At 56.4% G+C, this 21,868-nt stretch carries 20 protein-coding genes; 3 read left to right on the forward strand and 17 right to left on the reverse strand.

Annotated features, from left to right (window positions below; translation table 11 throughout):
- Positions 1-308: 308 nt before the first annotated feature.
- The 8 genes from TRM7615_RS21705 to TRM7615_RS21740 form a co-directional block, all read right to left on the reverse strand.
- Positions 309-2,057, reverse strand: a complete 1,749-nt coding sequence (locus tag TRM7615_RS21705) for an AMP-binding protein (RefSeq protein ID WP_108791670.1) — start codon at positions 2,055-2,057, stop codon at positions 309-311.
- Positions 2,058-2,069: 12 nt separating this feature from the next.
- Positions 2,070-4,427, reverse strand: a complete 2,358-nt coding sequence (locus tag TRM7615_RS21710; protein WP_108791672.1) for an amidase — start codon at positions 4,425-4,427, stop codon at positions 2,070-2,072.
- 1 nt (position 4,428) lies between these two features.
- A complete protein-coding gene (locus TRM7615_RS21715) occupies positions 4,429-5,145 on the reverse strand; it encodes an ABC transporter ATP-binding protein (protein WP_108791750.1) in 717 nt (238 codons plus the stop codon).
- Positions 5,138-6,175 carry a branched-chain amino acid ABC transporter permease gene (locus TRM7615_RS21720; protein WP_108791674.1) on the reverse strand — a complete coding sequence of 346 codons (1,038 nt, stop codon included), beginning with the start codon at positions 6,173-6,175 and terminating at the stop codon, positions 5,138-5,140. The genes TRM7615_RS21715 and TRM7615_RS21720 overlap by 8 nt, the downstream gene beginning before the upstream one ends.
- Complete coding sequence (locus TRM7615_RS21725) at positions 6,175-7,041, reverse strand: ABC transporter permease subunit (RefSeq protein WP_108791676.1); 867 nt, start codon at positions 7,039-7,041, stop codon at positions 6,175-6,177. Before TRM7615_RS21725 ends, TRM7615_RS21720 begins: the two co-directional genes overlap by 1 nt.
- A gap of 82 nt (positions 7,042-7,123) precedes the next feature.
- Entirely contained in the window at positions 7,124-8,344 is a 1,221-nt protein-coding gene (locus tag TRM7615_RS21730; RefSeq protein WP_108791678.1) for an urea ABC transporter substrate-binding protein, read from the reverse strand.
- Positions 8,345-8,392: 48 nt separating this feature from the next.
- Positions 8,393-9,988 (reverse strand): flotillin family protein, encoded by a 1,596-nt coding sequence (locus TRM7615_RS21735; protein WP_108791680.1) that lies wholly within the window; start codon positions 9,986-9,988, stop codon positions 8,393-8,395.
- 137 nt (positions 9,989-10,125) lie between these two features.
- Positions 10,126-11,238, reverse strand: coding sequence for a substrate-binding domain-containing protein (locus tag TRM7615_RS21740; protein ID WP_235824176.1), 1,113 nt, complete (start codon positions 11,236-11,238; stop codon positions 10,126-10,128).
- Positions 11,239-11,338: 100 nt separating this feature from the next.
- Here TRM7615_RS21740 and TRM7615_RS21745 point away from each other — a divergent pair, with 100 nt between their 5' ends.
- Positions 11,339-11,764, forward strand: a complete 426-nt coding sequence (locus TRM7615_RS21745; RefSeq protein WP_108791684.1) for a MarR family winged helix-turn-helix transcriptional regulator — start codon at positions 11,339-11,341, stop codon at positions 11,762-11,764.
- A gap of 123 nt (positions 11,765-11,887) precedes the next feature.
- Here TRM7615_RS21745 and TRM7615_RS21750 read toward each other — a convergent pair whose 3' ends face one another.
- On the reverse strand, positions 11,888-12,586 hold the full coding sequence (locus TRM7615_RS21750; protein ID WP_108791686.1) for an MOSC domain-containing protein: 699 nt from the start codon (positions 12,584-12,586) through the stop codon (positions 11,888-11,890).
- A complete protein-coding gene (locus tag TRM7615_RS21755; RefSeq protein ID WP_108791688.1) occupies positions 12,587-13,129 on the reverse strand; it encodes a MarR family winged helix-turn-helix transcriptional regulator in 543 nt (180 codons plus the stop codon).
- A 105-nt stretch (positions 13,130-13,234) separates the two neighbouring features.
- Here TRM7615_RS21755 and TRM7615_RS21760 point away from each other — a divergent pair, with 105 nt between their 5' ends.
- Entirely contained in the window at positions 13,235-13,984 is a 750-nt protein-coding gene (locus tag TRM7615_RS21760) for a hypothetical protein (RefSeq protein WP_108791690.1), read from the forward strand.
- Positions 13,985-14,626: 642 nt separating this feature from the next.
- Here TRM7615_RS21760 and TRM7615_RS21765 read toward each other — a convergent pair.
- The 7 genes from TRM7615_RS21765 to TRM7615_RS21795 all read right to left on the reverse strand — a co-directional run bounded on the left by TRM7615_RS21765 (position 14,627) and on the right by TRM7615_RS21795 (position 20,818).
- The gene (locus TRM7615_RS21765) at positions 14,627-14,860 is read right to left on the reverse strand and encodes a hypothetical protein (protein WP_108791692.1); all 234 of its coding nucleotides are present in this window, start codon (positions 14,858-14,860) and stop codon (positions 14,627-14,629) included.
- 123 nt (positions 14,861-14,983) lie between these two features.
- Positions 14,984-15,445 (reverse strand): c-type cytochrome, encoded by a 462-nt coding sequence (locus tag TRM7615_RS21770; RefSeq protein WP_108791694.1) that lies wholly within the window; start codon positions 15,443-15,445, stop codon positions 14,984-14,986.
- A 2-nt stretch (positions 15,446-15,447) separates the two neighbouring features.
- Positions 15,448-15,882, reverse strand: a complete 435-nt coding sequence (locus TRM7615_RS21775) for a c-type cytochrome (RefSeq protein WP_108791752.1) — start codon at positions 15,880-15,882, stop codon at positions 15,448-15,450.
- A gap of 316 nt (positions 15,883-16,198) precedes the next feature.
- Positions 16,199-16,390: a PhzF family phenazine biosynthesis protein gene (locus tag TRM7615_RS26005; RefSeq protein ID WP_235824177.1), complete on the reverse strand. Its 192-nt coding sequence runs from the start codon at positions 16,388-16,390 to the stop codon at positions 16,199-16,201.
- A 118-nt stretch (positions 16,391-16,508) separates the two neighbouring features.
- Positions 16,509-17,675, reverse strand: coding sequence for a M20 aminoacylase family protein (locus TRM7615_RS21785; RefSeq protein WP_108791696.1), 1,167 nt, complete (start codon positions 17,673-17,675; stop codon positions 16,509-16,511).
- Positions 17,676-18,187: 512 nt separating this feature from the next.
- Positions 18,188-20,125, reverse strand: coding sequence for a pyridoxamine 5'-phosphate oxidase family protein (locus TRM7615_RS21790; protein ID WP_235824178.1), 1,938 nt, complete (start codon positions 20,123-20,125; stop codon positions 18,188-18,190).
- Between the two features lie 69 nt (positions 20,126-20,194).
- Positions 20,195-20,818, reverse strand: coding sequence for a glutathione S-transferase family protein (locus tag TRM7615_RS21795; protein ID WP_108791754.1), 624 nt, complete (start codon positions 20,816-20,818; stop codon positions 20,195-20,197).
- Positions 20,819-20,925: 107 nt separating this feature from the next.
- Here TRM7615_RS21795 and TRM7615_RS21800 point away from each other — a divergent pair, with 107 nt between their 5' ends.
- Complete coding sequence (locus TRM7615_RS21800) at positions 20,926-21,828, forward strand: LysR family transcriptional regulator (RefSeq protein ID WP_108791700.1); 903 nt, start codon at positions 20,926-20,928, stop codon at positions 21,826-21,828.
- The last annotated feature ends 40 nt before the right edge of the window (positions 21,829-21,868 follow it).

The raw sequence follows: 21,868 nt of genomic DNA on the forward strand, positions 1-21,868 counted from the left end.
CCCGCCGGGGGCCACTGCAAACTTAGACGGACCGACACCGCACTCGGCATCGACGTCGGCAATGCGCAGGTTGCGACCATTGCAGAGTCTTGGCCCATCTCGGCCAGAAAGCCGGTTAGTCGCTGACTTTGAGCAGGAAGGAGGCCGTCGCTTGGATGGCTGACCCAAGCGAGGCACAAGGTCTACTCTGCAGATAGGCGACTTGCACGAAGGCTGGTGGATTTTCCTTAAGCGTAGGTTGGTGTCAGTACAGTGTCTCGCAGGCCAAAGCCCATGATTCCCAATGCTTCATTGTGCACCAACCGCCTCTATTCGACCATCTTGACCATCAAGTCACGCATTACAAACTTCTGCGGCTTGCCCGTGATTGTCATGGGAATTTCGTCGACGATCCTAAAGTGCCTGGGGATCTTGAAGTGAGCAATCTGGCCTTGTAGCGATGCGCGAAGTTCGTCTTCCGTCAGATCGACACCGGGCTTTGCGATGGCCCAGGCACAGACCTCTTCTCCGAATTTTTCATCAGGAATGCCAAAGACCTGTACGTCACTCACTTTGGGGTGACGGATCAGATATTCTTCGATCTCGCGCGGATAGATGTTCTCTCCGCCGCGGATGATCATGTCCTTCACCCGACCGACGATGGAACAAAATCCATCCTCATCGAACACGGCAAGATCGCCGGTATGCATCCAACCATCCAAGATGCTGTCTGCAGTCTTGTCCGGGTCCTCCCAATAGCCCTTCATGATCGAATAGCCGCGCGTGCAAAGTTCGCCCTTGGTGCCAATGGGAACAATCTGCCCATCCTGATCGACGATCTTGACCTCAAGGTGGGGATGAACACGACCCACCGTTTCACAGCGTTTGTCCGTGGGATCGTTGACAAAACTCTGAAAGGACACGGGCGAGGTTTCTGTCATGCCGTAGCAGATCGTCACCTCCTGCATGTTCATCTGCGCGTTCACACGCTGCATGACTTCTACCGGACAGGGTGCACCTGCCATGATGCCGGTGCGCATACTGCTCAGATCACGTGGTTTGCGTTCGAGGTCTTCGAGCATTGCGACAAACATGGTCGGCACGCCATAGGCGGCCGTACATCTCTCGCTGGCGAGCGCATCCAGTGTCTGGGCGGCATCAAACCCCTCGCCCGGAAAGACCATGGTCGCGCCTTTGCTGACGGCACCCAGGACCCCCATAACCATGCCAAAACAATGATAAAGCGGAACAGGAATGGCCAGCCGATCCGTTTCGGACAGATCAATTCGGTCGGTCACGTACCGGGCGTTGTTGACAATGTTGTAGTGGGACAGTGTTGCACCTTTAGGCATCCCTGTCGTGCCGGACGTGAATTGGATGTTGATGGCGTCATCTGGACCAAGCGTCTTGTCGATCTCTGGAATACGCAGTTGCTGAGCCGGTCCACCCAGGTTTTGCAGATCTTTGAAAGAGTAAGCGCCAGGGCCTGGTTGATCATCCATCAGGACTACGCTGCGCAAATGCGGCAGTTTGTGCGACCGCAGCTTTCCTGGTTCGCAGTCATCGAGTTCCGGGGCCAGTTGACGGATCATGCCTTCATAGTCGGAGGTCTTGAAAGACTTTGCCGCAATAAGGGTTTTGCAGCCGACCTTGTTCAACGCGTATTCCAATTCACCCAGGCGGTAAGCCGGGTTGATGTTCACCAGAACAAGACCGACACGGGCGGTCGCAAATTGCGTCAATACCCATTCAACCCGATTGGGTGACCAGATCCCGACCCGATCCCCCTTGTCCAAACCAAGCGCCAATAGCCCGGATGCGAGTTCGTCCACCGCGCGGTCCAGATCATAATAGCTCATCCGGATGTCTTGCTCGGAAAAGACCGCAGCCTCGCGCGGGCCAAATCTCGACACCGCTTCGCGCAACAGCTGGGGGATCGTGACATAGGCCAACGCAGGGGCAGACGGCCCGCGGACATAGGACTGCCCGTCTTGGGGAGCAAGCGTATTGCCGGCTGTGGTGGTCTTGCTGTCCCAGTCAGATATGCGCGCCGCCTGGCTTTCACTCAGGATTGACATGTCGATCCTCCCCTACATGTTTCTCCAATCGCCCGACTGCTCAAAAGCATCCGCCGCTTGGTAAATCTTCATTTCTCCATAATGCGGACCAACCAGCATCATGCCAATGGGCAAGCCGTCGCTGAGACCACACGGTATGCTCATCGCGGGCAGCCCACCATTGAAGGGCGCCGTGTTGGGAACCATTTCAAAGGCCCGCTGCACATAAAGGCTAAGCGAACAATCGGCAGGGGGATGAGGTTGCGGTTTGATTGGCAGTGTCGGCATCAGCAACAGATCGTACTGCTTGAGCGCTGCAAGGTAGCGTTCATTGCAAAGCCGCATGATGTTCTGCCCTTTACCATAGAAACGACCCCGGTATTGGCGTTGAAAATGCTCGCCGACAAACATGCAAGCCTTGAGCGAATGACTGAGTTCATCCGCCCTACCCTGCCATTGCGACATGTGATCGGTCATCGAAGGAAGGAAGAGACCCCGGTAGTTGGTGCCGGTCGAATTTCCCCACATCATGCCATCTTGCAGCCCCTCCAGCGTGATCGCCGTCCAGGCATCCATCGCCGTATAGTGTTCCGGGATCGAAACCTCTTCGACGCGGGCACCCAGTTCGCGAAAACGATCAGCCGCCTGTCTGACTTTTCCATCAACATCAGCTTCGGAATTCTCGTGACCGAACCCTTCGGTCAAGACCCCGATCCGCATCCCATGAGCCCCACGTCCCAATGCCTCGGTATAGCTGTAGACCGTGGGTTTGTACTGACGCGGATCAAGACCGTCTTCACCTGCCAGAACCTCAAGCAGCAGCGCATTGTCCGCAACTGTGTTGGTCACAGGGCCAAGGTGGTCGATGGTTTGCTCGATCGGCATCGCCCCTGTGTAAGGCACAAGCCCATGCGTGGGTTTCATCCCGTAGACACCGCAGTTCGAGGATGGGATGCGGATTGACCCGCCCTGATCCCCCGCAATGGCCATGTCGACTTCACCCGCCGCGACAAGTGCAGCCGACCCGCCCGAGGAGCCGCCAGCCATGTAGCCGCGCTTCCATGGGTTGTGGATCGGGCCCTTTGCATTGGTGTGCGATCCGCCCGAAAGGCAGAAGTTCTCACAATGGGCCTTGCCGGTGATGACGGCCCCGGCATCCAGCATGCGCGTCACGATGGTGGCGTCGATCTCGGGCGTGTAGCCTTCCATGATCGAAGATCCATTCATCATCGGCACGCCAGCCAGGCAGATCGTGTCCTTTATCGCGATGCGCTTACCGCGCAGTTTACCATCCGGTGCACCGCGCACTTCTGTCTTTACATACCAGGCATTTAAGAGGTTCTCGGTCGGGTTGGGAAAGTGGCCGGGGCTGCGGGGATAACGCACCTCGGGCAGATAGTCCGGCATCGCATCGAGCCTGTCATAGGCCTGCATGTAGGGTTCGATGATCTCGCGATACTCTTCCAGATCTTCGTCTGACAGGTTCATCCCGAACCGGTTGGCCATGTCACGCATCTGCGAAAGTGTCGGTCGTTTAATAGTCATATTGGTCACCACGTTTGCGGCAGTCGGTTGGGTCGCGGAAACTGCCTGAGATTTGGTTGATGTCGGTTGGGCGGCCTGTGTGTCCGGACGCGTGTTCGCTTGTCCTCGGGTTGACCGCGCCGCCCCAAAGCCAAGAAACTGATCGACCTTGGCCTGATCGGACAGGTCTGTCTTGCTTAGCTCGCCGGTTATGCGACCGCGCTCGAGAACAAGAACCCGGTCGGACAGGTCCGAGATAAAGTCAAAGTTCTGTTCGACCAGAAGAATGGAAAGCCCCCGGCTTTTGCGCAAAGCCAGCAGCGTTTCCCCCATTTCCTCGATGATCGACGGCTGGATGCCTTCGGTCGGTTCATCAAGCAGCAAGAACTCCGGGTCACCCATCAGACAGCGGGCAAGAGCCAACAATTGCTGTTCTCCACCCGAAAGAGCGCCGCCTTCCCGATCCATCAGTGGTCGAAGCCTGGGGAAATCCGACAGCACGGATTCCATCACTTCGCTCTCGGAACTCCCGGCGTATTCGTGCCAGGCAAACCGTAGGTTATCGCGAACCGTCAGTTGCGGGAAAATCCCTCGTCCTTGCGGGACATACCCCAGACCAAGCCCGGCGCGCTCGTTGGGTGACATCCGGTTGATCTCAGTCGAGTGGAACCTGATCGTTCCCACCCGACCTGGCAAAAACCCCATGAGCATTTTCAAAAGGGTTGTCTTGCCCATCCCATTATGGCCAAGGATGCCAACCACTTCGTTCTCGGCCACTGCAAATTCGATCCCGTGGAGGATCGGCACTTTGCCATATCCACCTGAGAGCCCTTTGATTTCCAGGACTTGTGTTACGTCATCATTCATCTCAGTTCTTCTTTCCAAGATAGACGTTGCGAACCGTGGGGTCGGACATGACGCGATCCACGTGATCTTCCATCAACACCTCGCCTTGATGGAAAACCGTCACCATTTTGGCAATCGAGCGGATGAACTGCATGTCATGCTCGACGATGATGATCGCTGCGGTCTTGTTCATCTCGTGGATAATCCGAGTCATGCGCTCGACGTCTTCTGCGCTCATCCCGGCGGCAGGCTCGTCCAGAAGCACCAACCAGGGATCGCCAACCGCAACCAGGCCAAGCTCGACGCGCTGTCGTTCCCCATGCGCCAAGCGTCCAAGGTCGTCCTTGGCGATGGATCCCAGGGCCAGCCGCTCGATGATGTCCTGCGTCTTTCGATTGGCATCTTTAGGGTCGTGAAACCGCCGGGCCGCAAGCCAGATGTTTTCGAAAACGCTCAGGCTGTCCATCACGTTGGGTGTCTGAGTTTTGATACCAACCCCCGACGCCGCAACCTGATGAGGCATCCACCGCGTGGTTTCCACCCCCCGCATGTAGATCTCGCCTTCGGTCGGTGTTTGCAGCCCTGCAACGCATTTGAAGAACGTGGACTTGCCCGCCCCGTTGGGACCTATCAGGCAACGCAATTCGCGAGCGCGTAGTTTGAAGTCAACGTTGTTGGACGCGACGACACCACCAAAGCGCATCGTAAGTCCGTGAGTTTCCAAAACAGTTTCAGCCACTGACGCGCTCCCGGTTTCTTGGTCGTCGTTGATGGTGCGTGCGCCCCAGAGGTCGGCGGCCAAAGCTCACCTTCCACAAACCTGCCACGGCCGGAACGACACCTTTGGGCAGGAAAAGTACAAAGAGCACCAGGATGAGGCCGGTGATCAGCGTGTTATCAACGGCGCTCTGTTGCCCCAGAAGAAACTTCAGATAGGCCAAACCGGCAGCCCCGAGAACCGGACCCATCCGTGTTCCCAATCCGCCGACGATGCACCAGATGATGATCTCGGCGGACTGGCCAAGCGAAAACAGACTTGGCGTTAAAATCTCAGCCCAATTTGCAAAAAGCGCACCGGCCAACCCGGCGATGGCAGCCCCGACCGCGAACAGAGCCGTTTTTCTGGCTCGAACGTCATACCCCATCAGGGACATGCGGGTTTCGTTTTCCCGAATACCAACGGCGATGCGGCCAAAACTTGATCTCAGCAAAGCAGACACCAGGAAAAAGACGACCGCCAGCAAGACCGCACAAACATAGAAATAGCTATCGCCCCAGATATAGGCCTCTGGGCTGCCAGGGATGTTCAGCGTCTGAAAGCCGGGGATCCCGTTGAACCCGCCCAAGCGTGCGTTTCCGATGACATACTGCGGCCCGGCGGTGGAGTTGATGAACTTGAACAGGATCAGCGTCACGACCAGGGTTATGACCCCGAGATAGACGTCGTTCAGGCGCCCGTAGAACATCATCGCACCCAGCAGTGCAGCAAACCCCGCCGGAACAAGAACGGCCAGGATCATCGGAGCCGTGCTTTCGCCGACGTTGATCGCTGCGATCGCGTAGGTATAGGCACCCAACCCAAAAAACGCGGCCTGACCAAAACACAGAATACCACCAAAACCCCAGATCAAACCCAGACTTAGTCCAAGCATCCCGTAGACGATCAGAATCGTGAGCGTGTAGGTGCTGATCATCAGGGGCATCACCCAGATCAGGAAACCCGTGATCAGGATGATCTTGATTGCATCGTTTGAAAGGCTTCCCTGCATCACAGTTTTCCCTTGAAGAATTTTCCAGTGATGCCCTGGGGCAAAAGACGCAGCAGGACGACGGCAGCGATCAACAGCGCGACCTCGCCTATCACTGGTGAAATGGCGAAGGTGAAAACCTGGTTCACGATCCCGAAGAAACCCGCGCTAGAAAACAAACCTGCGATCAGGGACGGCCCACCGGCGATAACGGTGATGAAGGCCTTGGCGATATAGGCCCCACCCGATGTCGGCACGAGGCCAACCAACGGGGCCAGAACAGCCCCCGCCAGCCCGGAGAGGGCAGAGCCGCAAAAGAATGTTGCCATGTAAATTCGGTCGGGGCTGTAACCCAAAGCTGCGGCCATGTCCGACCGTTGCATCGTGCCGCGTGCGATCAAACCGGCGCGGGTGTTCTTCAGGATCACCAGCATCGCAACAAGCAGCAGAATTGCGACGACAATGATGAAGAAGTTGTAGCCGTTGATCTGATAGTTTCCGATGGCAAAGCCCGGGATCGGCGTCGAGATACCGGTTGTTGTATTACCGAAGATCATCGTAGCCAGCCCAATGAAGAACAGGCTTAAGCCCCAGGTGGCCAGCATGGTGTCGACCAGTCTTCCATACAGATGACGGATCACCAATCGTTCGACCGCAAGCCCGATCAGACCCACGACAAGGGGTGCGATCACCAGCATGGCCAGAAAGATGTTGATGCCAAGATTGACGGCGGTGATGGTCGCATAGCCGCCCATCATCATGAACTCGCCATGGGCGAGATTGATCACTTTCATCATGCCAAACACAACCGCAAGGCCAGAGCTGATCAGGATCAGAGAGGCGACCGCGTAGAGCATTTCGACAAGAATGACGACGGACAAATCCATTGCGCGAGATTCCGTTGAAAAGAGAGACGTAAGGGATGGGTGCGCGGAGCTGTCAAACTCCGCGCTAGATCTGTGAGAGCGTTCAGATCTGGATTTCGTATTGGGTGTTGTCACCCGGATTGGCAGCCAGATCGCACACCGCTTGGGTATCAATGGGCTGGCGCTGCGGCAGCGTTTCAATCACCTTCATACCCTGGTTTGCGAATTCCATGATGTGGACATCCAGAACTGCGTGGTGCGTTTTGGGATCGACCGTTACCTTGCCCGCCGGACCTTCGATGGACAGGCCCGTTTCCAGCGCGGCAATAACCGCATCTCGGTCCAGTGACCCCGCCTGGCGCACAGCTTCGGCCCAGGTCAGAACACCTTGATAGTTCGACACGGCGATTTCGTGGATCAGGTTGCTGTCGCCATAGGCCGCCGCCCATTTTTCCTTGAACGCGTTGTTGGCCGGGGTGTCGAGTTCCTGGCTGTAGTTGTAAGCAACCATGATGCCGTTGCCTTCTTCCGGCGTCAGAACCTTGTGCTCGTTGCCGACGCCCAGGGTGGTTGACGCTAGCGGAATACGGTCTTTCATCCCTGCGGCCGCCCACTGACGGAAGAACGACAGATGCGCGCCCCCAACAAGCGGTGCGATGACCAGATCGGGACCCGCAGACTGGATCTTGGCGATGGTCGAGCCAAAGTCGCTCACATCCAGCGGGAAGAAGTCGACGCCCACGGTCTCGCCGCCGTTGTCTGCCACGAATTTCTGAATCCAGCGCGCCGTGATCTGACCATAGTTGTAGTCAGCAGCCAGGATATAGACCTTCTTGCCGGATTTGCTCATGGCATAAGGCACCAGGGCTTCAACTTGCTGGGCCGGGGTCACGCCGTTGATGAATATGTTGCGATCACAAACACCGCCTTCATACAGAACATTGTAGAAATAAGGCGTTTTTGTCTTGCGCATCGTCTGGCGAATGGCCTCGCGCGAGGCGGACAGGATGCCACCATGCACCACATCCACCTGGTCCTGGCGGGTCAATTGCTGACCATATTGAGAGTAAAGCGCCATATCCGATTGCGTGTCATAGGCCGTGACTTCAACCTGTTTGCCAAGCAGACCACCGGCCGCGTTAATTTCGTCAACAGCAAGACGCATCGCCATATCCATCGGCTTGCCGTAAGCATCGAAAATGCCTGACGTATCCAGGATTGAGCCCAATTTGATCGTGTCGGCTGCCAGGGCCACGCGTGGTAGCATCGACGCACTTGCAAGAGCGGCCGTGCTGGCCAAAAAGTTTCGACGGTTCAGTGACATATCGGTTTCCTCCCTAGTGTCGTTCCGGTTGAAGTGACGGTTTTTCCGTCACTTCTCGGTCTTTGGTTTGTCTTTGATCCGGTTCGCGTAATCTGCGGTTCGACCAGCCAGGTTGGCGTCGAAATCAAGTCCGATCTCCTCGCCCATCTGTTTCATCGCAGGCAAGCGCACGGCCATTCCCAAGATCTGATCCATGGCCGCACCAAATGCGCCATCGACCCCTTGGCCCGTGTCACCGGTGCCGCCCGCACCAGAGATCTGATTGATCCGTATCGAGTCTATTTTTTCGACTGGCTTCATCATCTGGGTCATGATTTCGGGCAAACGGTCGAGCTTGCGCTCTTCCAACCGCATGCGGATCATTGCCTCGCCCAGCGTGTTTTCGGCCTCGTTCAGTGCAGCACGACCTGCGGCCTCTGCTTCCATACGGGTGCGTTCGACTGCGCTGGCTTTGGTTTTCACCGCAGCGTCGGCGTTTGCCTTTTCCAGGAGCGTTTCGACATCACGTCTGACCTTGGCCCCTTCCAGCTCCAGATCTTTTTGCTGTCTCAGACGGGCGGTCTCATGTTCTCGTTCCGCAACCGCACGCTCTTTTTGTGCCTGTACGCTTTCGGCCGCCAAGATGACCTTGGCTTTGGCCTCTTCCTCTTCTGCCCGCGCTTCAGCTTCTTGAGCCCGTTTCCTGGCAATCGAGATGTCGTTTTCGATCTTTTCCTCTTCCAGCGCTCGGATCGCGGCCATCTCGGTCTTGCGCAGCGCCTCGTCGGATTCCACCTGCGTCGCCTTCACGCGTTTTTCGTTTTCAATCCGCGTGGTTTCGCTGGCCAGCTTGGCCTCGTCGCGTGCGCGGTCTTCGCGTGATTTCGCATCCGCTTCGAGTTTCGCCAGATGCTCTTGCTGCGCGATCTCTGCTTCACGCTCTGCGCGCTTCAGTTCCAGTTGTCGTTGGTGCTGAGCCAACTGGCTTTCACGCACGGCCACTTCGGCCTCTGTTTCGATACGGATGCGCTCTTTGCGCTGGTCAGCTACAAGCTCTGCCAATTGGCGCATGCCTTGAGCGTTAAAGGCGTTGTTCTCGTTCCACTGGCTCAGATCGCTTTGATCCACGGCAATCAAAGAGGCCGACACAAGCGTAAGACCCAGTTTCGCGGCTTGCGCGTCAATGGCTTCGGCAACATCATTAGAGAACCCGGACCGATCCAGGTGGATCTCTTCCAACGTTCGGACCGCAGCTGCGCGTTGGATAGCGTCGACCAGAGAACCGGTAAAAACCTCTGCGACAGTTTCGCCCCCTCTGGCGATCCGCGCACCCAAGGCCTGCGCCGCGGTGGCAATGCCCTCAGCCGTGGGAGCGACACGCAGTTCGAATTCAAACTGAACATCAGCCCGCATCTTGTCCCGTGTCAGGACAGCCTCACGGCCCTCGCGGCTGATGCCGAAAGTCAGCGCCCCCATGGAGACTTTCTGAACCTGATGCAAAATCGGAAGAGACAGGCAGCCACCGTCGGTGATGACACGGCGCCCCCCGAAACCGGTTCTCACAAGCGCAACGTCCAAGGTCGCTTTTGCATAGTATCTTTGCAGAAACCAGATCGCGACCAACGCGACAACTACCAGCAGAACCAGCAGGATAACCCAAGCCAAGGTAACTCTCCCTCTTTGACCGATCGCCAGGCTCTCTTGGGCCCGCAATCCATTTGTTGGTCAAAGCGTGAGAGAATTTATTTTCCATTTCAAGTAAAAAAATTGAAATGGAAACTAATTTTACTTAAGCATCTGTTTTATAGTTCTTTTATTACCTCAAATCGCAGCCCATCGGCCCGTGCAAGGTAGATCGGCGCCCGTTTGCTTTTGTTGGAGGACGACTGTTTTCGACCACTTCGATGAATCACGGGCAGGGCATCGGAAACACTGTGATCGCGCCAAACCTTGGCGTGTCCTTCCATCAATCCGGCCAGAAAATGCACCCCTTCATAGGTGGATTGACCCAATGCGTTCAGCACCGGCGCTTGATCCCCATGCACGCGGTAGTATTTTTCCTTGAAAGCTTGGTTCGCCTCTGTCGGCAATGTCCCGAAATAAGAGGATGCAGCGAACAATCGCTTGCTGTTGTTTGCACCGCATCCCAACAGACCGTTTTCTTCGATGGCGCAGGACAGACGAACCATCCGATCATGCAATTTGGCTTTGCCAAAGGCCCGGTTGAACGCAACCGCGTCCTGTCCCACAAGCGAGATCAAAACGGCCTCGGCACCGGAGTTGGAAATTTCTTCGACAAACCGGGTCATGCTGGTCAGGCCAAAGGGCAGATATTTCTCATAGGCCAGTCCAACGGACATTTCCTGCAATTTGGCCTTGGCATAGTTGTGTGACGTCCTGGGCCACACATAATCGTTGCCGATCAGTGCCCAACTGCGTGGTCGATATTCGTTTTGGATGTGCTCAATCGACGGGCCCAGCTGTTCTTCCGGGGTTTCGCCAATCGCGAACAAACCCTCTGTTCGCTCACCGCCTTCGTACAGCGGCGTATAGATGTAGGGGATCCGTTGCCGAACAACCTTGCTGAGGCGTTGGCGAATTGCACTGATGTGCATTCCTACGATGGCATCGATCGAATTTGTTTCGATCAGATCATTGACCGTCTCTTCAATCGAGATACGGGCCTCCATCGCTGCATCGATCATGATGAGCTGCACTTTGCGGCCGTCTATGCCCTGGGTCCGGTTCAGCTCTTCGACCGCCACCTGAGCGCTCGAGATGCAGGACGGGGCCCAAAGTCCTGCGGCACCACACAAAGGAATGAGCAGAGCGATCCGAAAAGTTCCCTTGCCGCGCAACATGGGATCATCGCGCAGTTCCTCAAGTTCGGTTGGAATACTGGGTAACGTGGTCAAAGTGGCTCGGCCCTTCCTTGCTGGATCGGGAACCGCTACATACCAATTGATTTTACTTTCCAAGTCAAATAAATTTCGAGAGCCAAACACAGGTGCCCCGATGGAATCGAGCTCAAACCCAATTCAGGACTATCTGTCGTATGCTCTGGCTGCGGCCCATCGAAAGATGCAGGCATCTTTGAGCACACGCCTGAAACAACACGGCATCCAGATCGAAGCATGGCGCATTCTTGAGACGCTCGAGGCGGGTCATAGACTGACGATGGGGCAGCTGGCTGAGGTTGTTTTGATGAACCCACCGACATTGACCAAATTGGTCGACCGAATGGTGTCGGATGGATTGGTACATCGGCAAGTCGCGCAAGCCGACCACCGGCAGGTCAACGTTCTTCCAACGGCCCTTGGCAAAAAGCGGATGCTGCAGATCCGGGAAGAAGTGCAGGAACAAGACATCGAGTTTCAATCCCTGCTCGGCAAGGATGAGGCCAGCAAGCTCATCGAGTTACTGCGTGGAGTGGTTCAGTAGCCCGCGCGCCACCTATGTGACAAAGGTTCGACACAAGACCAGCGACGACGCCCGCTCCCAGCCCATACCTGAGACAGCGGGTGTTTTTGCGCGGAGTCCATAGGCCAGGCCGGTTCACAGGTATCAGTGTTGACCAGCAAGCCGTGCGCTTGTGTCTTCTTTTGTATCGCCCCCGGCCATGCGTGCGAAGGCCTGTCGCCAACCGATGGCGAGATCCGTCAACTCTGCCAGTGCTTGCGCCTCTTCCGGGGATACCCTGCGTGTCAGCCGGGCGCGGGTTACGCGCAGGACACTCCAGTCCGGGTTGCGCCTTTCTATTAGAGTTATCCTGTCACCCGCTGCCGCAGTGCCGGTTTCCAGCACCCGATAGTACCATCCGGTGCGGCCCGTTTTCTGAAACAGATAGGGCATCTTTTCGTTGCCTGTGTGCAGCCCCAGCTTCCAACAGGGCTGACGGCCTTGGCTGATCTGAACGGTTGCTGTGCCCAGCTTCAGGATATCGCCGATACAGAGGTTTTCTTCGGTCAGCCCTGTTGTTGCGATGTTTTCTCCAAAGGCGGCCGGTTTGGTTCCCGCTGCCATCTGCCCCTCATTTTTCCAGGCCGCGTAATGATCCAGCGCATAGTGATGGATGGCCTTGTCTTCGCCGCCATGCACGGTCAGGTCTGCTTGGGCATCATCGGAAAAACCAGTCAACGTAATGGCTTGACGGCCGAACGCTTGGTCTTTTTGAATGGCCGAGGGCGGCTTTCCCTCCCAGCGGCCCTGAATGCTGCCCAGGAATATTCCACCGATTTCTGCCGACAGGTCAGGAAGGGTCATTCAGGCCTCTTTGTGTTCGATACAGATTTTGTTGTTTTCGCCGGGTTCCAGCTTGAGCCCCAGTAAGGTGCAGAAGCCGTTTTCGGACGCGGCGTCATGGTAGGCGCAGGTTTTGCATCTACCGAAAGACTGGCCGCCGTTGGCCGCCAGAGCCAGTCTCAAGCCTTGAAGCAATCCGTCTTTGAGCGCGTCCTGAACGCTGGTGGGCAGATTGCCAATGGCATCTGCAATCGGGTTGGGTTCCGTCACGGCAGCGATGCCTGCCTCGGTCAGCTCATAGGAAATTGAACGCTGGTCAGATTTCTGCCGGTGTTCCGCCGCATAGCCCTTTCGCATCAAGGCCTTCAGCGTTTGGGACATCGTCCCGCGCGTGGTTCCCAGGTAGTCGGCGACATGCGACGGCGACCGGGAAAACTGATTTGCTTCAGACAGATACTCCAGTGCAGCCCGTTGTGTCGGGTTCAAATCGCCATCCCAGCCAGCAGCCGAATCTAGTCTGGCCAGCCGGTTGATGAGGATGCGGATACTATGGTCGTTTCTCATACCTCAGAAGGTAGCGAGTCGAAATTAAAGTTGCAATAGGCGCGTGTCTTATAGTAGCGAGTCGATATAAATAGCGAGTCGACATCAAATAACTGGAGATACGACATGAGACTTCCCTGGATATCCGTTGCCACCATTTTGGTCGGAGCTTCGTCAGTTGCCGCAGACGGCAATCACGCTCTGCATCAAGAGGGGGCCGTCATCTCGCCGTCGGATGCGGGTAAAGTGGCGGACTTCGACATTCTTGCCGCACATGCGCACCGCAACGGCAACACGGTAACGTTCCACATGACGACCAACGGAACCGCTGGGGCCTCGGTTCCGGCAGCAACCGGCGCAGTGGGCGGATCAGATGTCTGGTCTTATGTGTGGCCCACCTCTCTGGACCCTTCGGCAGTGGGGTTCGAGGGTGGCACTGGCATCCTGGCAATGGCCGCGACCAGCCACCCGGATTTTGACGACACCCCGCTTTTTGATGAAAACGGGGATGGCGATCCGGCCAATGACGGCATCGAATGGCACAGTCACTGGGTGGTGCTGATCCCGACCGAGGCCTGCGGCCCGGGTGCCCTTGCGGTGCGCGACATCCCGGAAGGCACCTCGCCAAGGCTGCCCGCAACTTGGCCCGGTTTCCCGATCTTTTTGGACAGCCCCGGCTTCACGCCGCTGTTCGACGGGCCAGAAATCACAGTGAACGCGGGTTTTGCCAGCAGCGTCGAGCTGGACGGCTTTGCCTATGACGGCGTCACGTCCGCGCTTCGGGTGAACGCCAGCATCCATGCGCCGCTTTTGTGCGTCACGGATGTTTTCGACATCGCTTCAGGCGATCTGAGCTTGCCGGGCAAACTGCAGTAGCGGTTTCAGTCGGCTGCCCAAAGGAGCTGAAGAAGAAATCTGGCCAGTCGACGTGCTGGCCAGGAATTCTGGCCTCCAGGCTGGTGTTTCTGTCTGAAAAGCATTGCCTGCCGGATCAGACGGTCGCGCTTTGAGACTGGATTGACAGGCCGGAGCGCCGAGTCGCCAGCAGTCTTGAAATGCTGCGACGGATGGTTGCCCTCAGAGAGGGGGCAGCACTCTTCCCGGCTTTGTCCGTCAGCGGTCCTGACAGCTTGGGGATCGGCTACTTTGCACCCCATTTCAAATGGAAGTTTCGGCGCCACATCAGGTTGGCTTGACGGACCAACGATCCGCGCACAGACCACCTGAAGCAGTTCACGGGGTTCATGATGTCGCAGATGGAGGCACCTGCCCCGGCGAAACTGTCCAGGGGAAGTTGTTGACGTTGTACATATGCGTGCCGGTCTCAGATTGCTTTGCGACCCAAGTCATACAAAGAATTATTCATTTCCCGCACTCGAGTTTTTGCTCGGTGCATCAACTGCGGCACTGACGGGCTGCATCGAAGCGCAAGTCGGCCACCTGCCCTTGTCCCGGTGATCCCGACGACAAGACAAGTGGCAGCCGCACGCATGAATTGCGTTGCTGTCATTGGTTTTCTCAAGTTTGGAGTGACGTCGGCATCGCGGCAAGACTGCAAGCGACATGCACCCGGCAGGTCTCTGAGTGCGTGCCCTGCACCGGATTGGAGTCGTGATCCATTTGGACATGTTCACTGCCCAGGGTCGCAGCCTGCGATACATGCTCATGCGATGACGAAAACGCGACAAACACCAAATGCCCGATCGTCATCACGATCTGGAACATCTTCAAGGCTGTACGTTTGATGCTCATGGGCTTGGACTTGGTGACTCTTCTGCTCGACTTTCGTGCTGGATACGGCTTCCAGCAGGTGGAGGGTCAAACGTGATTTTCAACTTTTTTGAGCAACTTTATGAATAGCCGGAATTCCACGGGTTACTGATGTGGTGGATTACGGCTCGCTTGTATCTTTTGCACACGCTCGGGCCAGGTTGATCTGATGAAAGCCAGAATGTTCCAGACGTCGTCGTCAGAGAGGATGTCGTCGAATGCCGGCATCCCACTGTTAAAATCCTGCACTCCGATTGCAGCAAGCGCCCGGCTGCCGCCCAGTTTGGTGTAGTCAAAGAGGAGTTGATTATCGTGGTGCCACGTGTGCCCCGTCTCGTCATGCGGGGGCGCTGGCAACGTGCCGTCGCTGTTGGGCGAACGCCAGTTGTCCTGGCCTTCAAGATTACTACCGTGGCAAGAGGCACAATGCTCTTTGTACAGCGCCTGCCCATCCTTGAGGTCACGCTCAAGAAGTTCATGATCCGCCACTGATGGAGATGAAAGCAAAATGGACACGGCGATCCAGGTTGTTGTCGCAGCAATGCGTGTTCCGGCAATCTCTTGCATGATCAGTTGATACCATTGGCCCGCTGCAACTCGCGCACATATTGCGTGATCATCGTGACATCTGGGCGGGACAAACCGTCGACAGGAGGCATGTTGCCAAAGGGCCAATGATGGGCTCTGACGCCCTGCGCAACGGCGCGTTGAAAGCTCTCATCTCCATGGTGGCCTGGCTCGTAGATGACATGAACCAACGGCGGAGCGACGCCTTGCTGCCCGACCGCATTCAATCCATGACAGGCTGCGCAATTCGCGTCAAAGCCCCGTTTTCCGATCTGCGCATTGGTGGTAAGTCGTTCCGGCAGAACAATCTCAACGAGCGCAGCGCCCTGAGCTGTGGTCCGAGTTGCGGTTGATTGATCGGAATTGGGGCCGGGCCATAAAAGGTAACCTAAGGTGCCTGCGGCTGCGATTGCTGAAATCAGGATGGTCTTCTTCATAGTCCCACATCGTTGATTGATTTTTTTGAGGCCTACAGCTTCCAGCAAGAGGAAGGTCAAACAGTTTTTTGGATCACGTTTCGGGAGCATCCAGACGGCAATGGCGACCATCCTCTGATTCTCAGCTGGTCACATATCTCCGAACGCTACGTTGATGTTGTCGCCAACGAAGATGCATTTGATCCCGCAAGCGCAACAAATGTCCGGATTGGTAGACGAGAAGGCACTGCCGTAGAACTAAGCTGGTTTTGGATTTGAGCAAAGATTTTGCGTCCATGTCTTGCCCATGCACGATTTCGATCTCACCTTTGTGGGGTCAGCCTATGTCTCGAAGATAACCCGACAGCGCAGCGGCAGCGGCGCCCGTCGCAGGATCGTCGAGTACACCACCGATTGCGAGTGCATTTCGGCTGTGACATCGGCTCAGAAATTCCGACCGCACGAGATTGATCATCGTCGGATCATACTCCCGCATCAGCTGCACGCCTTCTGAAAAATCACTGGTCATTTTTGCAAGCATGCGCCTTGGCACGGGCCGGTTTCGAGGCCACCGTATCCATCACGTAAGGAACGGAAAAACTCTCTGCGGCAAGCGCTTTGCCGTAGAAATTCCAATGGACGCCCACTCACCCCAAGGGCATGCTTTGTTCGGCCATTTCCGCATACCAACTACAACCGAGGGGAATTAACTCGTCGTTGAACTCATAGCTCGGGTTGTGAAGGTCAGCGCTGTCGCCGTTGCCGAGGAAGAGATAGGCGCCGGTGCGTTCGGCCAGCATTTCAGCGAAGTCCTCGCCCGGCATAACCGGATCAAAGTCGCGAATGACGTGACCGGAAACTTTATGCGCGGCTTCCGCTGCGCGTGCGGCGGCTTCGGGTGAGTTAATCGTGGGTGGTACGCGCGGGGAGTAGTGTAAATGCGCTTCCGCACCGTGGGCGCGCGCTGTGAGCTCGGCGATTTCTTTCAGGCGTTTTTGCACAACGTCATGCACATCAGGGTCGAAATATCGCACAGTGCCGCGCAAATTGATCTCATCCGGGATCACATTGTAGGTATCGCTGTCGCTTCGCAGACCGCAAGTCGAGACGACAACGGTTTTCAGAGGGTCGATATTCCGTGCCGCGATCGTTTGGAGCGCCACGACCACATGTGCTGCTGCCACTGTTGTATCCACTGCCTTGTGCGGCAAAGCTGCATGACCGCCCTGCCCCTTGATAGTGAGATCAAAGAAAGCAGTGGCGGCCATCTGAGGACCGTCACGCACAGCGAACTGGCCAGCGGGAATGCTCGGCCAGTTGTGCATGCCGTAAACCTCTTGAATGCCCCAGCGGTTCAATAGCCCGTCATCAAGCATGGCACGAGCGCCGCCACCACCCTCTTCTGCAGGTTGAAAGATCAGCACAACCGAACCGTCGAAGTTTCGTGTTTCGGCTAGGTACTTTGCTGCACCCAGAAGCATTGCGGTATGGCCGTCATGGCCGCAGGCATGCATTACGCCTGGATGTTTCGAAGCATGTGGGAGGCCAGTGGTTTCGGGAATTGGTAAAGCATCCATATCCGCACGAAAGCCGATAGTCTTGCCCGAGCCGCGCGCCCGCCCGTGGATCACTCCGACAACGCCGGTCTGCCCGACGCCGCTGACCACCTCGTCGCAACCGAAGTCGGCAAGAAGCTCTGCCACCTTGGCCGCCGTGCGATGTTCCTGGAACCGCAACTCAGGATGGGCGTGAAAGTCTCGTCGCCATTCAGTGATTTCGTCATGCAGTTCGGCAAAGCGGTTTCGTGCTGGCATTGGCGCTTCCTGTTTCGATCCGTATGTCCGAACTATGGTGACCCGTCTCCATGACCGCAACTAATTATGCAAATGCGGCCCGACGCAAAGCCATCTTTGGTGAATTGGATTGCCGTTCTCGACTTGCGTCCAAAGCTTGGTTTCACAATCCAAATACATGGCAACTTCGAGACGCGCGACAAACACTGGTTTTGTTTCCTTGCTCGCACTCTGTAGCGAACGCCCTCTGGTTTCGGATTTTCATTGTACCCTTCTCCAACGACAGCATTGCGCAGATAGAGCACCCTCTGCAAAGTCGCTGTGAAAGCCGACGCGCTCATGACGTGAGCGGCCCAAAATCGACGGTGAGCGTGACCTTCGGTTTCTGCGGGTGTGGCATTCCAAGCGGCTATTGGACCAAGAGAACAGAACGAAATCTTGGCCAACTTTGGCAGGTTTGCAGCCGTTCCAACACCCAGGAAGAGAGTTGAAGTTCCTGCATGCAAAGCCATGCAGCCCGATTTGACCACGTGTCAAAAAACAAACGACTCGCGATGACGTCTTGCTTCCTCAATGCCCAAGTCGTTGAGCGCCGCCTCGGTCCAGCTCATCAAAGCATCAGGTCCGCACATGTAAACTTCTCGCATTTCGAGCTCTTGGGTGGATTGAATGTCTTCAAGCTGGATGCGTCGCTCTGCCAGCTTTAGTAGGTCATCCGAGAAAGTTTCACGCAATTCATCCCGCGCTGATTGTCCAGCCAGTGAATTTCCGCCTGTGCTCTGAAATGCCATGATACGGAGACGAAGGTTGTCCGCGGCAGTTTTGTTGTGCTTCGCAAAGTGCTGCAGAACTGCGACATCATCATCCCGACCCGAAAAAAGGAGCACGATGTCGGTGAGCTTGGTTTGAGGGTATGTCTTTACCACTTGAATTATCCCATCCCACATCGCCATGAATGGGGTGATGCCAACGCCGCCCGCGATCCAAAGCATATTCGCAGGGAACTCTGGAACCTTGCCCTCGGCCAGTTCAGGAAAACAGGAGAAGCCCGCACCGGTTCCCTTGAACTGAACAGGAAGTTTGTGCGTGATCAATTTGTCCGCATTGGCGTGTAGGACATTGGACATCAGACCGCCCGATTTTCGCTTGACGGTAACACTGACCTGATCGGCGTGGTAAAACCTATTGTTCTCTGCGTCAAAATTCGGCGCGCTGGACAGCGTCCACGTGCGCACGTGGTCATCGTTAACAAGCTGAGGGTTCGTTTCGTTCATGTGGCTATATCCAGCATCCACGAGGCCGGAGAAGTCAAAGACGCCAAATCCTCCGGGCAATGGGGTTTTGATCGCCTCCGACAGCGCGAACTCGAAAGTGCTAATTGAGCTGGAGAGGGGTTTTGTTGCGACAAGCGTGGCCGTTAGCGGTGTTGCAACGTCGCACGTCTCGAACGCGTGCCCCTTCTGTGCCAGCTCCGCGCGCAAGTACTTTACCGGCGGATTGTAGGGCGATAGCTCTTCTTGCGATACCAGCTTGAGGTTAAGGCCTCCGCTTACGCAAACTGCCCCCGTCACTTTGATACGTGTCAGCAGGTTCGCGCGCGGCATAAGCGCATCAGCGTCATCGCCAAGCAGGTTTTCAGCCTCCCCTGTGATGTAAAGGACCTGTCCCGTTGCAAAGTCCGGAAACACCAGCCCGACTTGCGGGTCCGTCTCAATATTGCCCAGCGACTGATAGAAGCGATTGCCCGAATGATCGGGTATGACCAGATAGGTTGTGATTTGTGCGCCATCGCCCTCTTCATAAAGCCGGGTAAAGCCAGGCGCGCCACCGCGATGATTAACCCCCATGTCGGTTTGAACGCCCGAGGCAGTGCCATCGCTGGTGTGTTTTGTCGCCAGAAACACAGTGCTTGCACGCGCCGCGACGGACTTGGCCTCGTCCGGCAACACACATGCGCGCCCCTCAAACTCATCATAGACGAGCTCAGGGCTGCGCTGTGTGTGCTCAAGGGAACGAACCGTAATGTATTTGGGACAGTTCCCGAGGTGCTGATCGGACGCCAGTTGCAACCTGACCTTCCCCGCGTCCTCGACTGACGAATTCCTGATCGAACCCGCAATCTTGTTGCGCCTGCGATTGCTGAAATCGACCCCTACCCCTGCAAATAGTCGCTCTTCAGGGGCCACGGCCGGATCCTGGCTCAAAGCGCGAACAAGGGGGTCGTGCGGGTTGGTTTCCGCTACCACATGGGTCGTATTCTGGCCTGCAATCTGAATGCCAACCGATGGATCGCTGTCTGATCGCGTAATAAGCAGGCTCACCCATGGACGCCCGTGTCGATCAAGCGTGGCAAACGGCAAATAGGACAGCCCCGCAAAGAAATCAGCATGCTGCTGCGGCATGTCGCTGTCTATGTAGTGCGGAATCGCATCGCTCAACTCCTTTGGAGTGTGACGTCGCCGTTGCAGCATCAACTCGCCTCTGTGCGATTTATGTATCTGTGCCATCGCTTGATCCTTTCACGTTAGCCGCGCCGCCTGTCACGCTGCAACAAGACCAACGGCTGTTGTCGGCATGGCTTCAAAACCAGGCAGCGCCTCGAACCGAGCGAGCCAAGCACGGACATTCGGGTACGGCTCGAGCGAAACATTCCCTTCAGGCGCGTGCGCCGTATAGGAGTAGCTGGCCACATCGGCGATCGTCGGCCGCCCACCAACAAGCCAATCACAGCCGGTGAGCCCGTGCTCAAGTTTTTGCATTGCCTTTTCAGCCGTCGCGGCGGCAAACTCCGGATCCAGCGGCGCGCCAAAAACGGTGATCAATCGCGCCGCGCAGGACCCAAATGCAATCTCGCCAGCCGCCAAAGTGAGCCAGCGCTGCACATGGGCTTCCCCTACCGCATCGCTGGGCATCCAGTCGGGCGCATAAGTCCGCGCGAGGTAAACAAGGATCGCGTTCGAGTCCGAAACGATCACGTCGCCATCCTCAAGGACTGGCACTTGACCGTCGGGGTTCATGGCAAGAAATTCATGCGACTTATGCGCGCCAGCCCCCAGATCGACAGGAACAGCCTCATGTGCAATTCCGGCAAGTTTCGCAAAGACCAAAGCGCGATGCGAGTGACCTGATTTTGCGAAATGGTGAATACGAACAGTGTTGGACATGTGTGTCTCCATTCAGGTTTGAGTGCTTAGCAAACATTAGTCATTGTGCAATTGGGTGATAATCACCTATTTTTAGCCAAGTTTAAGCCCTCAGAAGGCGCAATAAGATGGACAAAATTGACCGCATGCGGGCCTTTGCGCTTGTTGCAAGGAACGCGTCTTTTACCGAGGCAGCGCAGCGCATGGGGCGGTCGGCGCGTTTGGTGAGTAAATACGTAGCTGATCTGGAGAACGCGCTTGGGGTGCAGTTGCTTAATCGAACGACCCGCAGTGTTTCTTTGACTGATGCTGGCGCGACATACCTAATGCTGTGCGAGCCACTTCTCGATGGGTTCGACGAACTGGAAGACCGGGTCAGAAATGAACAGGCGTCGCTGCGCGGAGTGATCCATATCTCGGCGCCAACAGGGTTCGGTGCATTGCGACTGGTTCCTTCGCTCGCCAATTTTGGCAAAAAACACCCTCAAGTGGAGCTCGACGTTAAATTTTCGGATCGCAGGGTGTCAATCGTTGAGGAAGGCCTCGACCTCGCCGTCAGGATTGGCCCTTTACGTGACAGTTCCCTCAAGGTCCGGCAATTGGGTCGCATGCCCTTGGTAGTCTGTGCCTCGCCCACCTATCTGGAGCAAGCAGGGTACCCGAGCCACCCCCGGGCACTGGCCACGCATGAATGCATCCTCGATGGCAACATGACAGAGCCCACGGTTTGGAGGTTCAACGTCGGCGGCCAAGAAGAGACTGTCCAAGTGAACGGACGCTTCCGAATGAACGCTCCTGCTGCGTCAGCTCGCCTTGCGGCACAAGGTGCCGCCATCGCGCGGTGCCCGGCCTATACAGTCGCAGACGCCTTGCAGTCAGGGGATCTGGTCGAGCTTTTCGCCGAACACCGGATGTCGCCATATGTCGTCGCTGCGCTGTTCCCGCAAAACAGGCGCCTTACGGCCCGCGTACGCGCCCTCCTCGAGCACCTCGCGGGCGACCCGGAATTATGCCCTGATGACAAGCGCTGACGACCCAAACGTGCCTTTTTTCTAGGGCTTGCCGACGAAC

This window comes from Falsiruegeria mediterranea M17, assembly GCF_900302455.1.
In the GTDB taxonomy this organism is placed as follows: domain Bacteria; phylum Pseudomonadota; class Alphaproteobacteria; order Rhodobacterales; family Rhodobacteraceae; genus Falsiruegeria; species Falsiruegeria mediterranea.

Bases quoted from the DNA above. Each gene is read 5' to 3' on its own strand.
- TRM7615_RS21705 (WP_108791670.1), bottom strand. From the start codon at position 2,057: ATGTCAATCCTGAGTGAAAGCCAGGCGGCGCGCATATCTGACTGGGAC.
- TRM7615_RS21710 (WP_108791672.1), bottom strand. From the start codon at position 4,427: ATGAATGATGACGTAACACAAGTCCTGGAAATCAAAGGGCTCTCAGGT.
- TRM7615_RS21720 (WP_108791674.1), bottom strand. From the start codon at position 6,175: ATGCAGGGAAGCCTTTCAAACGATGCAATCAAGATCATCCTGATCACG.
- TRM7615_RS21725 (WP_108791676.1), bottom strand. From the start codon at position 7,041: ATGGATTTGTCCGTCGTCATTCTTGTCGAAATGCTCTACGCGGTCGCC.
- TRM7615_RS21730 (WP_108791678.1), bottom strand. From the start codon at position 8,344: ATGTCACTGAACCGTCGAAACTTTTTGGCCAGCACGGCCGCTCTTGCA.
- TRM7615_RS21745 (WP_108791684.1), top strand. From the start codon at position 11,339: ATGGAATCGAGCTCAAACCCAATTCAGGACTATCTGTCGTATGCTCTG.
- TRM7615_RS21750 (WP_108791686.1), bottom strand. From the start codon at position 12,586: ATGACCCTTCCTGACCTGTCGGCAGAAATCGGTGGAATATTCCTGGGC.
- TRM7615_RS21755 (WP_108791688.1), bottom strand. From the start codon at position 13,129: ATGAGAAACGACCATAGTATCCGCATCCTCATCAACCGGCTGGCCAGA.
- TRM7615_RS21760 (WP_108791690.1), top strand. From the start codon at position 13,235: ATGAGACTTCCCTGGATATCCGTTGCCACCATTTTGGTCGGAGCTTCG.
- TRM7615_RS21765 (WP_108791692.1), bottom strand. From the start codon at position 14,860: ATGAGCATCAAACGTACAGCCTTGAAGATGTTCCAGATCGTGATGACG.
- TRM7615_RS21770 (WP_108791694.1), bottom strand. From the start codon at position 15,445: ATGCAAGAGATTGCCGGAACACGCATTGCTGCGACAACAACCTGGATC.
- TRM7615_RS21775 (WP_108791752.1), bottom strand. From the start codon at position 15,882: ATGAAGAAGACCATCCTGATTTCAGCAATCGCAGCCGCAGGCACCTTA.
- TRM7615_RS26005 (WP_235824177.1), bottom strand. From the start codon at position 16,390: ATGACCAGTGATTTTTCAGAAGGCGTGCAGCTGATGCGGGAGTATGAT.
- TRM7615_RS21785 (WP_108791696.1), bottom strand. From the start codon at position 17,675: ATGCCAGCACGAAACCGCTTTGCCGAACTGCATGACGAAATCACTGAA.
- TRM7615_RS21790 (WP_235824178.1), bottom strand. From the start codon at position 20,125: ATGCTGCAACGGCGACGTCACACTCCAAAGGAGTTGAGCGATGCGATT.
- TRM7615_RS21795 (WP_108791754.1), bottom strand. From the start codon at position 20,818: ATGTCCAACACTGTTCGTATTCACCATTTCGCAAAATCAGGTCACTCG.
- TRM7615_RS21800 (WP_108791700.1), top strand. From the start codon at position 20,926: ATGGACAAAATTGACCGCATGCGGGCCTTTGCGCTTGTTGCAAGGAAC.